At 73.9% G+C, this 12,421-nt stretch carries 13 protein-coding genes; 5 read left to right on the forward strand and 8 right to left on the reverse strand.

Translation table 11 applies throughout. The features are described from left to right. Position 1 precedes the first annotated feature (1 nt). Positions 2-1,414: a sensor histidine kinase gene (locus IH61_RS0114055; RefSeq protein ID WP_078911081.1), complete on the reverse strand. Its 1,413-nt coding sequence runs from the start codon at positions 1,412-1,414 to the stop codon at positions 2-4. Between the two features lie 306 nt (positions 1,415-1,720). On the opposite strand from IH61_RS0114055, the gene phoU reads away from it, so the two are divergent. After that, the gene (gene phoU, locus IH61_RS0114060) at positions 1,721-2,410 is read left to right on the forward strand and encodes a phosphate signaling complex protein PhoU (RefSeq protein ID WP_031069389.1); all 690 of its coding nucleotides are present in this window, start codon (positions 1,721-1,723) and stop codon (positions 2,408-2,410) included. A 200-nt stretch (positions 2,411-2,610) separates the two neighbouring features. Next, positions 2,611-2,790, forward strand: a complete 180-nt coding sequence (locus IH61_RS0114065) for a hypothetical protein (RefSeq protein WP_031069391.1) — start codon at positions 2,611-2,613, stop codon at positions 2,788-2,790. A 75-nt stretch (positions 2,791-2,865) separates the two neighbouring features. Here IH61_RS0114065 and IH61_RS0114070 read toward each other — a convergent pair whose 3' ends face one another. Both IH61_RS0114070 and IH61_RS0114075 read right to left on the reverse strand, forming a co-directional pair. Beyond that, complete coding sequence (locus IH61_RS0114070; protein WP_031069393.1) at positions 2,866-3,462, reverse strand: lytic polysaccharide monooxygenase auxiliary activity family 9 protein; 597 nt, start codon at positions 3,460-3,462, stop codon at positions 2,866-2,868. Positions 3,463-3,740: 278 nt separating this feature from the next. Continuing rightward, a complete protein-coding gene (locus tag IH61_RS0114075) occupies positions 3,741-4,499 on the reverse strand; it encodes a phosphoglyceromutase (protein WP_031069394.1) in 759 nt (252 codons plus the stop codon). A 102-nt stretch (positions 4,500-4,601) separates the two neighbouring features. On the opposite strand from IH61_RS0114075, the gene IH61_RS0114080 reads away from it, so the two are divergent. Next, the gene (locus tag IH61_RS0114080; RefSeq protein ID WP_037972621.1) at positions 4,602-5,963 is read left to right on the forward strand and encodes an MDR family MFS transporter; all 1,362 of its coding nucleotides are present in this window, start codon (positions 4,602-4,604) and stop codon (positions 5,961-5,963) included. A gap of 1 nt (position 5,964) precedes the next feature. On the opposite strand, the gene IH61_RS0114085 is transcribed toward IH61_RS0114080, so the two are convergent. After that, entirely contained in the window at positions 5,965-6,477 is a 513-nt protein-coding gene (locus tag IH61_RS0114085) for a YbjN domain-containing protein (protein WP_031069398.1), read from the reverse strand. A gap of 77 nt (positions 6,478-6,554) precedes the next feature. After that, on the reverse strand, positions 6,555-7,931 hold the full coding sequence (mshA, locus tag IH61_RS0114090; protein ID WP_031069400.1) for a D-inositol-3-phosphate glycosyltransferase: 1,377 nt from the start codon (positions 7,929-7,931) through the stop codon (positions 6,555-6,557). 214 nt (positions 7,932-8,145) lie between these two features. Between mshA and IH61_RS0114095 the strand changes: the two genes are divergently transcribed. Further along, positions 8,146-8,979, forward strand: coding sequence for a methylase (locus tag IH61_RS0114095; RefSeq protein WP_051837008.1), 834 nt, complete (start codon positions 8,146-8,148; stop codon positions 8,977-8,979). Between the two features lie 327 nt (positions 8,980-9,306). Continuing rightward, on the forward strand, positions 9,307-10,800 hold the full coding sequence (locus IH61_RS0114100; protein WP_031069405.1) for a PP2C family protein-serine/threonine phosphatase: 1,494 nt from the start codon (positions 9,307-9,309) through the stop codon (positions 10,798-10,800). Between the two features lie 113 nt (positions 10,801-10,913). Here the strand turns inward: IH61_RS0114100 and IH61_RS0114105 are convergent, their stop codons facing one another. The 3 genes from IH61_RS0114105 to IH61_RS0114115 are packed head-to-tail and all read right to left on the reverse strand — an operon-like array spanning position 10,914 to position 12,252. Continuing rightward, positions 10,914-11,258: a DUF2516 family protein gene (locus IH61_RS0114105; RefSeq protein WP_031069408.1), complete on the reverse strand. Its 345-nt coding sequence runs from the start codon at positions 11,256-11,258 to the stop codon at positions 10,914-10,916. Between the two features lie 23 nt (positions 11,259-11,281). Beyond that, complete coding sequence (locus IH61_RS0114110) at positions 11,282-11,809, reverse strand: hypothetical protein (RefSeq protein WP_031069410.1); 528 nt, start codon at positions 11,807-11,809, stop codon at positions 11,282-11,284. A gap of 2 nt (positions 11,810-11,811) precedes the next feature. Further along, positions 11,812-12,252 (reverse strand): helix-turn-helix domain-containing protein, encoded by a 441-nt coding sequence (locus tag IH61_RS0114115; RefSeq protein WP_031069412.1) that lies wholly within the window; start codon positions 12,250-12,252, stop codon positions 11,812-11,814. Between the last annotated feature and the right edge of the window lie 169 nt (positions 12,253-12,421).

Below are 12,421 nucleotides of genomic sequence, written 5' to 3' on the forward strand. Positions count from 1 at the left end.
ATCAAGCCTCCGGGGCAAGCTGGGGGGTTGTGCCTGACAGGGGGTGTTCCCGCTCCCCGGCGGGGAGCGAACGGGCCGTGCCGTCGGAACGGCCCGTGGTGAGGGTTCGGGGCGCCGGGGCGGCCTTGGCGGCCGAACCGGCGGTGCTCTGTGACGTACCCGGTTCGGCGCCGGATCCGTCCTCGTCCGCGTCCTGGGTGGGCGCCTGGCCGGCGGGCAGCCGGATGGTGAAGGTCGAGCCCTGGCCCTCCACGCTCCAGACCGAGACCGTGCCTCCGTGGGAGGCGGCGACGTGCTTGACGATGGACAGGCCCAGACCCGTGCCGCCGGTCTGGCGGGAGCGGGCCGGGTCGACCCGGTAGAAGCGCTCGAAGACCCGCTCGCGGTCCTTCTCCGAGATGCCGATGCCCTGGTCGGTGACCGAGATCTCGATCAGCTCGCCGTCCGCCTCGCCGAGCGCGGCGGCGCTGGAGATGCGGCGGGTGGCGATGGCCACCCGGGTGCGCGGCGGGCTGTAGTTGACCGCGTTCTCGACCAGGTTGCCCAGGGCCGCGGCGAGCTGGCCGCGGTTGCCGTGCAGGTAGAGGCCCGCGATGCCGCCGGCCGCGATGAGGATCTGTTTGGCGGCGGCCTGCTGGCGGCAGCGGTCGATCGCCTCGGCGATCAGCTCGTCCACCGCGACCGGCTCCGCGTCGACCATCAGGCGGTCGTCCTGGACCCGGGAGAGGTCGATGATCTCCTGGACCAGGCTGGCCAGGCGGGTCGCCTCGATCTGCATCCGGCCGGCGAAGCGCTGCACGGCCTCCGGGTCGTCGGCCGCGTCGGCGACGGCCTCGGAGAGCAGCGACAGGGCGCCGACCGGGGTCTTGAGCTCGTGGCTGACGTTGGCGACGAAGTCGCGGCGGACGGCCTCCACGCGGCGGCGCTCGGTCTGGTCCTCGACCAGCACCAGCACCAGGCGGGAGCCCAGCGGGGCGACCCGGACGGAGACGGCGAGCGGCTCGGCCGCGCGGGCCGCGCCGGGGCGCGGCACCTCCAGCTCGACCTGGCGGATCTCGCCGTCCCGGCGGGTGGCGCGGGCCAGTGCGAGCATCTGGTCCACGGCGACCGCGCCGCCGCGGACCAGGCCCATCGCGTACGCCGCGGAGCTGGCCTTCACCACCTCGTCGCCCTCGCCCAGCACGATCGCGCAGGAGCGCAGCACGGAGAGCACGGTGTCGACCCCGGGGGGCAACGGTGCTTCGGGGTGGCCGGCGCCCAGGGGCTGGTGCCGACCGTGATGCCTGCCGCCGGTGCCGTTGTACCTGCCCCGGGCCTGCTCGCGTTCGCTCCAGCGGAAGGCGATGGAGGCGGTGAGGCCGACGCCGAGCCCGGCTATGGCGCAGGCAGCGGCGGCGGCCACGTTCACGTCCATGTGGCCAGCGTAAGCGCACGGCGCGGCCGCTCCCCAAGGGCTGGATCAAGGCATCGGCCGCGCGTTGCCGAGAATTCACCTCCACGTGGCTGTCGATTCACTGAACTGGCTGTGCCAGGTCGCCGGAACGACTGAGAGTTGGCCGTGCAGCCCGTGTGGGTCGAACGGTGCGCCGAACCGCGGGCACCGTCTCGGGGGTGCGCGTACCATGCGCGCACACCAGCAGCGGCCACCCGACCGATCCGACGACGATCGGACGGGCTGACCGGTCGGCACCGCCACCGACACAGCCACTGAGGAGAGATCATGCGCGACGCGTACCACGAGGAACTCGATGCGATCGGCGACAGCCTGGTCGAGATGGCCCGGCTCGTCGGCTCGGCCCTCGGCAGGGCCACCACCGCGCTCCTCGACGCGGACCTGGCGCTGGCGGAGAGCGTGATCGCCGCCGACGAGAAGGTCAACGAGCTGCACCACGACCTCGAGAACCGGGCCATCGACCTGCTGGCCCGCCAGCAGCCGGTCGCCACCGACCTGCGGATCGTCGTCACCTCGCTGCGGATGAGCGCCGACCTGGAGCGGTGCGGCGACCTCGCCCGGCACGTCGCCAAGATCGCCCGGATGCGCTACCCGGAGACGGCCGTCCCCGGCGACCTGCAGTCGACCGTCCTGGAGATGGGCCAGCTCGCCCAGCGCCTCGTCGCCAAGGCCGGCCTGGTCATCGCGACCAAGGACGTCGACAAGGCCCTGGAGATGGAGCAGGACGACGACGCCATCGACTCGCTGCACCGGGAGCTGCTCTCCCACCTGATCGACGAGCGGTGGCACCACGGCATCGAGACCGCCGTGGACATCACCCTGGTCGGCCGCTACTACGAGCGCTTCGCGGACCACGCGGTCTCCGTCGCCAAGCGGGTCGTCTACCTGGTGACCGGCGAGCACGTGGCCGAGTTCGTGGCCGGGGCCGAGGCCGAGGCGGCGGCGCCCTCGGCGTGAGCCGGGCGGGCTGGGCTGGGCCTGGGCTGGGTGGGCCGGCTCGCACCTCGGAGGGTGAGTAAACCTGGGCCGGGGGGTGGTGCGGATGCACGGTGCCTCACGGGTTCCGCACCTGCGCGCCCGTTGACGCCCCTCCGATCGGCGGTTTCACTCGGAAAGCAGGCACCGAAGTGTGCCCGCCACGAGGAGGGAACAGTTCGATGAAGGCCCACCCCACCCGTCCTGCACCCGCCGCCGACCCCGTCGAGCCGCTCCCGCCGAAACTGCTCCCCGTCCTCGCCGCCGGTTGCGGCTGCGGCCCGGGCTGCGGCTGCGGCTGCCAGTCCGGCGCGCCCTGCCAGTGCGGCGGCGCCGACGGAGGCTGCTGCGGCGGCCACTGAGGAGTCCTGTGCCGGGTGCCCGGCCGTCCCTGCGGGCGGCCGGGCACCGGTGCGCGTGGCGGGAGGCGTGGACCGTCAGAACTGGACGTCGGAGCAGGAGTAGAAGGCGTTGGCGGTGTCGGAGATCGTCCAGACCGCGACGATCACCTGGTGGCCGGTCCGCCCGCTCGGGAGAGTCGCGGCGTGGCTGAGCGTGCTGGGCACCTGGACGCCGCCGTACGGCGCGATCAGGAACGGCGTCAGGTCCAGGTTGGCCCGGGTGATCGGCTGGCCGGCGTCGTAGCCGGGCTTGGTCATGTAGTAGCGGAAGTCCGTGGTGGCGTGCCGGGCGGTGAAGCGCCAGGTGAAGGTGACCTGCTGGCCCGCCGTCACCTGGGTGGTCGGCCAGGCGCCGTTGTGCGGGTCGTCCAGCTCGGCGAAGCGGGCGTTGCCCCCGGCGCAGATGGTGCCGTCCGAGGGGCCGAGGCTCGGGAAGCCCTTGGGGCCCTCGACGCTCTGCGGCTCCCACTGGATGTCACCGCAGTCCCAGGGGACGCCCTGGACGTGCTCGTCGCAGAGCGCGGCTCGGCTCGGCGGCGTGGTGATGTACCCGTGGGCCTGCGCCGGGAAGGCGAGGGCCAACGGGACCGCCAGGGCGGCGACGACCGCCCCGACGACATGACGCTTGCGCATGGTGCTCCTCCGTGGGGGTGGATGGAGTGTGCGCCGGGCGGCGTCCGCGCGCGTGGGGGTGCGCGACGGGAGGCGGCCCCGATCATTGGCATGCCTGTGCCAGCCCGGTGCCCCCAAGGTAGGAGTCCGGCCTTCCGCCGTCAATGGTCTGAACCATTTTGCGGAGCCCAACTCGCCTCCCCATCAGGGAAGTTGACGGCCCACGAACGGCCCGGAAACGAACAACGGCCCCCGATCCGCGCACCGGGCGCAGGTCGGGGGCCGTGTCGGCGAGCGGGTTACTTCTTGCCCTGGTTCTTGACCGCCTCGATGGCGGAGGCGGCGGCCTCCGGGTCGAGGTAGCGGCCGCCCGGGGTGAGGGGCTTGAAGTCGGCGTCCAGCTCGTAGACGAGGGGGATGCCGGTGGGGATGTTCAGGCCGGCGATGGCCTCGTCGGAGATGCCGTCGAGGTGCTTGACCAGGGCGCGCAGGCTGTTGCCGTGGGCGGTGACCAGGACGGTCCTGCCGGCGGCGAGGTCGGGGACGATGGCGTCGTACCAGTACGGGAGCATCCGCTCGACGACGTCCTTGAGGCACTCGGTGCGCGGGCGCATCTCGCTCGGGAGCTCGGCGTAGCGCGCGTCGTGGGCCTGGGAGAACTCGGAGTCGTCGCCCAGGACCGGCGGCGGGGTGTCGTAGGAGCGGCGCCACAGCTGGAACTGCTCCTCGCCGAACTCGGCCAGGGTCTGGGCCTTGTCCTTGCCCTGGAGGGCGCCGTAGTGGCGCTCGTTCAGGCGCCAGCTGCGGGAGACCGGGATCCAGTGGCGGTCGGCCTTGTCCAGGGCGATCTGCGAGGTGCGGATGGCGCGGCGCAGCAGGGAGGTGTGCAGCACGTCGGGAAGCAGGTTCTCGGCGGCGAGCAGCTCGCCGCCGCGGGCCGCCTCCTTCTCACCCTTCTCGTTGAGGTCGACGTCGACCCAACCGGTGAACAGGTTCTTCTGGTTCCACTGGCTCTCGCCGTGACGGAGCAGGATGAGTCGGTACGTCGTGTCAGCCATGGCGCCCAGCTTAGTGGAGGGCGAAAAAACACTGGTGGGCGTCTCACCTCGGCGAGTAATGTGTGCGCCGCGCCTCTGCCACTTACATTCTGGAGCCCCCACATGCTCGCCGCCCTCGCCTCCAATCCCCGTGTCCGAAGACTGGTCCGGGAGACGGTGGGCGGGCTGCCGCGCGAGTTCTGGTGGCTCTGGGTGAGCACGCTGGTGAACAAGCTCGGCGCGTTCGTGGTGACGTTCCTGGCGCTGTACCTGACCGTCGAGCGCGGGTACTCGGCCTCGTACGCGGGCCTGGTGGCCGCGCTGTTCGGGCTCGGCTCGGCGATCGCGGCGCTCGGCGCCGGCGTGCTGGCCGACCGGATCGGGCGCCGGCCCACGCTGGTCGCCGCCCAGCTCGGCACCGCGCTGTTCACGGTCGTGCTGGGCTTCACCGACGGTCAGGTGGCGATCGCCGCGGTGGCCTTCCTGGTGGGCCTGTGCAACAACGCGACCAGGCCGCCCACTTCGGCGATCATCGCCGACCTCGTCCCGGCCGAGGACCGCGTCCGGGCGTACTCGCTGAACTACTGGGCGATCAACATCGGCTTCGGCCTCTCCGCCGCCGTCGCCGGGCTGATCGCCACCCACGGCTACCTCACGCTCTTCGTGCTGGACGCGCTGACCACGCTGATCTGCGCGGTGGTGATCTTCATCCGCATCCCGGAGACCAGGCCGGAGCCCGTCCCCGGGGCGGAGCGGGACGGCCCGGCCGAGCCGAAGGTCAGCCTGCTCACCGTGTTCCGGGACGCGCCGTTCATGGCGGTCGTCGGGCTCAACCTGCTGCTCGCCCTGATCTACCAGCAGGGCAGCACCACCCTGGCCGTCGACATGGGCGCCTCGGGCATCACCTCGACCGAGTACGGGCTGGTCATCGGCCTGAACGGGCTGCTGATCGTGGTGCTGCAGATCCCGCTCACGCGGTGGATGGAGGGCCGCTCGCGCACCGCGCTCCTGATCGCCAGCTGCCTGGTCACCGGATGGGGCTTCGGGCTGGCGGCGCTGGCCGGCTCCTCGGCCTGGCTGTTCGCGCTCTCGGTGGCGGTCTGGACGGTCGGCGAGGTGCTGAACGCCCCGACCATGATGGGCCTGGTCTCCGAACTGGCGCCGACCCAGGCGCGCGGGCGCTACCAGGGCGTCTACTCGCTCTCCTGGTCGCTCGCCTCGTTCATCGGCCCGGCGGCCGGCGGGCTGGTGCTGGACCACGCCGGGCCGGGGGCGCTGTGGCTGGTGTGCGGGATCTGCGGCACCGTCGCGGCGCTCGGGCACGTGGCGCTGGGCCGCCGTACCAAGGCTGCGGCGGCGGCGCGGACCGGGTCGGTGACCGAGGTGGAGGCGACCGAGGTGGAGGCGACCGGGGTAGAGGCGACCGGGGTGGAGGCGCTCGAGGTGGAGGCGCCTGCGGCGGGGCCCGCGAAGGCCCGCGCCTGAGTCACTCCCCCGCGGGGGCGGCGAGGTGGGAGAAGGCGGCCAGGTTGCGGGTGGACTCCCCGCGCTTGGTGCGCCACTCCCACTCGCGGCGGATCGCGGTGGCGAAGCCCAGCTCCAGCAGGGTGTTGAACGGCTCGTCGGCGTTCTCCAGCACCGCCCCGAGCAGCCGGTCCACGGCGTCCGGGGCGAGCGCCTCCAGCGGCAGGCGGCCCGCCAGGTAGACGTCGCCGAGCGGGTCGATCGCGTACGCGACGCCGTACATCCGGGTGTTGCGCTCCAGCAGCCAGCGGTAGACGGCCTCGTGGTTCTCGTCCGGGCGGCGGATCACGAAGGCGTTCACCGAGAGGCTGTGGTCTCCGACCCTCAGGGCGCAGGCGGTGTTCAGCTTGCGGGTGCCCGGGAGGGTCGCCACCAGGGTGTACGGGTCGGCGGCGGCCGGCTCCCAGGCCACCCCGGCCTCGTCCAGGGCGGTGCGCAGGAGGGTCAGGGCCTCGTCCTTGGTGCGGATTGCCATGGGGGTGACGCTACTCGCCGGTACCGGCCCCGCGCACGGCGGCTCGGACGAGTCGGTGGCTGGGACGAGACGGCGGCTCAGACGAGTCGGCGGCGGGCGACGGCCAGGCGGCCCGCCGGGCGGGCCAGGCTGCCGGCGTACACCTCGGCGGTGGTCGCCGCGGCCGCCCCCCAGCCGAAGCCCGCCGCGTGCCGGGCCGCCGCCGCGCCGCGCCGGGCCACCAGCTCGGGGTCGGTGACGTACGGCTCCAGCGCGTACGACCAGGCGTGCGGGTCGTGGCCGCCCACCAGCGTGCCGGACTCGCCGTCGCGCACCGCGACCGGCAGGCCCCCGACCGCCGCCGCGACCACCGGGGTGCCGCACGCCTGCGCCTCCAGCGCCACCAGCCCGAAGGACTCGCTGTACGAGGGCATCACCAGGGCCGTCGCCGCGCGGTACCAGTCCGCGAGCCGGGTCTGGCCGACCGGCGGGTGGAAGCGCACCACGTCGCCGATGCCCAGCTGGGCGGCGAGCTTGTGCAGGCTCTCCGGCCGGGCCAGCCCCGTACCGGACGGGCCGCCCACCACCGGCACCACCAGGCGCTCGCGCAGCTCCGGGCGGCGCTCCAGCAGCGCCGCCACCGCGCGCAGCAGCACGTCCGGCGCCTTCAGCGGCTGGATGCGGCCGGCGAACAGCAGCACCGCGGCGTGCTGCGGCAGGCCCAGCCGGTCGCGGGCGGCGGCCCGGGCCTGCGGGCCACCGGGACGGAAGACGTCCAGGTTGACGCCCGGGTGCACGACGGCCAGCTGGTCCGGCCGGGCGGAGTAGTGCAGGGCCAGCTCGGCGGCCTCCTCGGTGGTGTTGGCGATCAGCCGGTCGGCCGCCTCCACCACCTGGGTCTCGCCGATCACCCGGGCCGCGGGCTCGGGCGTGTCCCCCTCGGCCAGGGCGGCGTTCTTGACCTTCGCCATGGTGTGCATGGTGTGCACCAGCGGCACGCCCCAGCGCTGGGCGGCCAGCCAGCCGACCTGCCCGGAGAGCCAGTAGTGGGAGTGCACCAGGTCGTAGTGGCCGGGACGGTGGCCGGCCTCGGTGCGCAGCACCCCGTGGGTGAAGGCGCACAGCTGGGCGGGGAGGTCCTCCTTGAGGAGGCCCTCGTACGGCCCGGCGGTGACGTGCCGCACCAGGACGCCGGGGGCCAGCTCGACGGTGGGGGCGTCATCGGAGCAGATCGAGCGGGTGAAGACCTCGACCTCGATGTTCAGCTCGGCGAGGCGCTTGGCCAGCTCGACGATGTAGACGTTCATCCCGCCCGCGTCCCCGGTGCCGGGCTGGTGCAGCGGCGAGGTGTGGACGCTCAGCATGGCTATGCGGCGCGGACGGCGGCGGCCCGGGACGAGCGACTGCAGCCGGGCACGGGCGGGCGTGCCGGGCGGCTGCGCGCGGCGTGCCGAACGGACGGGGTGCTGGATCACCTGGCTGAATCCTCCTCGGGTGCGGCCCGTCTCGGCGCCCCGCGGACGGGGCCGGTGTGCGCTGCCCGTCCGGGCACACATCACCACCAGTGTGCCAACCACGTGCACGGCGTCCGGAATTCCCGGGGCGGGGGAGGAACTGCCGGGGTGGGGGAGGAACTGCCGGGGAGTGCGCGGGGCGGCCGGCCGAGGGACACGCCGTAGGCTGCTGGTCATGGCCGCCACCTTCGATCCCGCTTCCGCCGTGCCCGCCCGGGGCCGGAGCGGGCGTCCGGTGGGGACGGTCACCAGGGGGACCACCAACACCAACCGGCTGCGGCGGATGGACCGCTGGATCGCGTACACCCTGGGCCGTACGCTGCGCGCCGCCGAGCGGCCGCCGGTGGCGGTGGACCTCGGGTACGGGGCCGCGCCCTGGACGGCCGTGGAGCTGGCCGCGCGGCTGCGGGCGGTGCGGCCGGACGTGCGGGTGGTCGGGATCGAGATCGAGCCGGAGCGGGTCGCGGCGGCGCTGCCGTACGCCGAGCCGCCGCTGCTGACGTTCCGGCGCGGCGGGTTCGAGGTGCCGCTGGACGGCGGGGCGCCGGCGCAGCTGATCCGGGCGGCCAACGTGCTGCGGCAGTACGAGGAGTCGGCGGTGGCCGGGGTGTGGGAGCGGCTCTGTTCCCGGCTCGCGCCCGGCGGGCTGCTGGTGGAGGGCACCTGCGACGAGATCGGGCGGCGGCACGTGTGGGTCGCGCTCGGGCCGGAGGGGCCCCGGACGGTGACCTTCGCGGCGCGGCTCGGCGGCCTGGTCCAGCCCTCCGACCTGGCCGAACGGCTGCCGAAGGCCCTGATCCACCACAACGTCCCGGGCCGCCCGGTACACGCCTTCCTGACGGACTTCGACCGGGCCTGGGCGGCGGCCGCGCCGTACGGGGCGTTCGGCGCCCGGCAGCGGTGGGTGGCTGCCTGCGTGGCGCTGGCGGGCAGCTGGCCGCTGGTGGACGCGCGGGGCCGGTGGCGCCAGGGCGAGGTCACCGTCCCCTGGTCGGCGCTGGCGCCGTAGCCCGGCGGCGCGTTTCACTCGAACGAGTTATCGAATATCTCTGGCGCGTTGACGCCCCGGCGCGCCACCATGGACGCCACCGGGCGCGGCACAACCGCCGCTCGACGCTCGCCCTGCCCAGCCGCCCCACCGGTCACAGCCGCCACACCCGTGCGCCCGCCGACACCGCCGGGCACCGGCGTGGCGATGACCACAACGGCGCGGTCGGCCAGAAGAATCCCCGGAGATCACGTTATGGTCGCGAGAAGTTCCCCGCCGCAGGGTGCCAGCCGGGCACTGCGGACGGACGCCGACCGTTACGCAGGCGGGGAAAGGGAGGAACCACCGATGCCCGCAACGGGAGACGGGCGGGCACCTGGTGCCACGGGCCTGCCGGGCGCCCACGACGGTGCCCGCAGCGGCCGTGCCCGCAACCACCCGATCGCGACCGGCCCGACGACGGCCTCACCGATACCTCATCCCCGCTCCCGGGCCTCCCGCCTCGGCGACGCCCCGGCGGCCCCGGCCGAGGCACCGCTCGAGGCCCCGCTCGAGGGCGGCGCCGCTCCGCTGCGGCTGCTGGTCATCGAGGACGACCTCTCCGACGCCCAGCTGATCAAGGCAGCCGCCGCCGACAGCGGCACCTCCATCGAGCTCCACTGGGCCCGGGGCCTCGACCAGGCCGCCGCCCTGCTCGCCGCGCCCGCCTCCGCCGCCAGGCGCGGCCGCGGCCGCGGCGCCGAGTTCGACTGCGTGCTGCTCGACCTCGCCTCCCCCGCCGACCTGGCGCACCCCTCCGACGCCTCGGACGGCCTCGAGGGCCTGCACGAACTGCTCCGCCGGGCCCCGCACACCCCCGTCGTGGTGCTCACCGACGCCGCCGGGGCCGAACTCGGCGCCGCCGCCGTCGCCGCCGGCGCCCAGGACTTCCTGATCAAGCACGAGACGGACGGCCCGCTGCTGGCCCGCGCCCTGCGCTACGCCGTCGAGCGCAAGCGCGCCGACGAGTCGCAGCGCCGGCTCGTCGAGGCCGAACTGCGCGGCCAGGAGAACGCCCGCCTCCAGCGCCACCTGCTGCCCACCCCGCTGCTCGACGGCGCCGGGCTCTCCTTCACCCGCCGCTACCGCCCCGGCCGCCGCCGCGCCCTGCTCGGCGGCGACTTCTACGACGCCGTGCGCACCGACGACGGCACCGTGCACGTGGTGATCGGCGACGTCTGCGGCCACGGCCCGGACGAGGCGGCCCTCGGCGTCGCGCTCCGGATAGCGTGGCGCACCCTCGTCTTCGCGGGCCTCACCGGCGAAACCCTGCTCACCACCCTCCAGCACGTGCTGGAGCACGAGCGGCGCAGCGACGAGATCTTCGCGACGCTCTGCATGCTGGTGATCGAACCCGGCGGCTCCGACGCCGGCCTCGACTCGCTCGGCGCCCGCGAATTCGCCCGGCTCTACCTCGCCGGGCACCCGGCGCCGCTGCTGCTCGGCCGCGACCACCGCCCGCTCACCCTGCCCGCCGACTTCGCCGGGCCCGCACTCGGGCTGCTGCCCTGCCACGACGGAGGGGCCGCCTGGCCCGCCCACGAGGTCGAACTCCAGCCCGGCTGGCGGCTGTTGCTCTACACCGACGGGCTGATCGAGGGCCGCGTCGGGGCCGGGTCCCGGCGCCTCGGGCAGGACGGCCTGGCGGACCTGATCGCCGACCACCAGACGGCGGGGCTGACCAGGGGCCGGCTCATCGACAGCGCCATCGCCGAGGTCGAGGAGCTCAACGGCGGCGCGCTCACGGACGACGTGGCGGTGCTGCTGCTGGAGCGCAACCCGGTGCAGCTGATCCTGGGCTGAGGCTTCCGACTTCCGGGCTTCCGAGGTTTCCGGGTTTCCGGCACAACACTGCGGCCCGGTCGGGGAGGGTTCCCCGACCGGGCCGCAGTGCTGTGTGCGCGTGGCCCCGCGCTCTACCAGGGGCCGTACGGGCCGGAGTTGCTCCGGCCGCCGCCCCCGCCCGTCAGCTGCCGGATCGCCGGGCGGACGTCCACCCAGTAGGCGATCGTCGCGGCCAGCCCGGCCAGGGTCAGGATGCTGTAGAGCGGGTTCACCCCGAACAGCAGGTCGAAGCCGAAGGCGAGGCCGAGGATGACCAGCCAGAACGTCTTGGTCTTCTTGTCCGCGGCGCGGTAGGCGTCCTCCCGGCGGCTCCCCGCGTCAACCAGTGCGACCAGCTTGAACCCCAGGATGGCCACGGCCACCCACCAGAAGGGGTTCAGGTAGTCCAGGGCGAGGACCTGGAAAACTCCGCCCATCGTGGCCTCCTCCGTCGTCTCGCCTAGCGGTCCGCGTTCTTCTTCGTGGCCCGGGCCGACGGCTTCCGGGGCGCCGGCTCGTCCTCGACCAGCTCGGCCTCGACGAGCTCGGGCTCCCCGACGGAATCGGCGGGCTCGGGCTCCACGCTGACCACCGTAACCGCCGGGGCGGCCGGACGGGCCTTCTCCACCGCGACCTTGCCGCGTTCGGCCAGATCGTCGTACGTCTCCTTGGCCTTCACGGCCAGCTCGACCGCGCGGCCCACCTGCTGGAGGGCGAAGCCCTGGGCCCGCTCCTGCAGCGCCTTGAGGTCGGTGGGCAGGGCGCTGACGGCCTCGGTGACCTTGGCGGGCGCCCCGACCAGCAGCTCCTGCGCCTCGTGCAGCCGGGCCGTGGCCTTCTCCTGCGCGCCCTTGCGGTCCGCCGCCAGCGCCTCGACCCGGCCCGGCACCTCGCGCAGCTTCTCGTAGGCGAGGTCCCCGGCGCCGGCGAGGGCATAGAGGGGGGTCGGGTCGGTGAGGGTCTTCTTGATGTCGTCGGTGATGGGCATGGTTACCGGTCCTCCCGGTGGATGTGCGGGGTGGCTGGGCCGTCGGTCGTCGAACCGTCCGAAGCAGGGTCCGGAACAGGGGCCGAAGCGGGGTCCGAGACGGCGTTCTCCTTGAGGAAGGCGTCGTAGACCGCGAGCAGCGCCTGCTTCTGCCGCTCGGTGATCAGCGGATCGGCCAGGATCGAGGCCCGCAGCTCGCGGCCCTCGCTCCGCCGCTCCTCCAGGATCCCGGCCTGGACGTACAGCGTCTCCGCCGAGATCCGCAGCGCCTTCGCGATCTGCTGCAGGATCTCCGCGCTCGGCTTGCGCAACCCTCGCTCGATCTGGCTGAGGTAGGGGTTGGACACGCCGGCGGCCTCCGCCAGTTGCCGCAACGAGTACTGCGCGTTGCGGCGCTGCTCGCGGATGTACTCGCCCAGCGAGCCGACGTTCAGTGAGGCCATGGGAACAGCGTGCATCAGACTGCTTGCAATTGCAAGCAGAGTGCTAGCCCGAGCAAACGCCCCCCCGCCCCTCGCCGCCCACCCGCCTCCCCGCCCCCACCGCGCGGCTTTCGGGGCGACCGGAGTTCGCTGGAAGGATGCTGGGAGTTCGGCCAACGGCGGGCCGGGT

This window comes from Streptomyces sp. NRRL WC-3742 (assembly GCF_000720635.1).
Taxonomy (GTDB): domain Bacteria; phylum Actinomycetota; class Actinomycetes; order Streptomycetales; family Streptomycetaceae; genus Kitasatospora.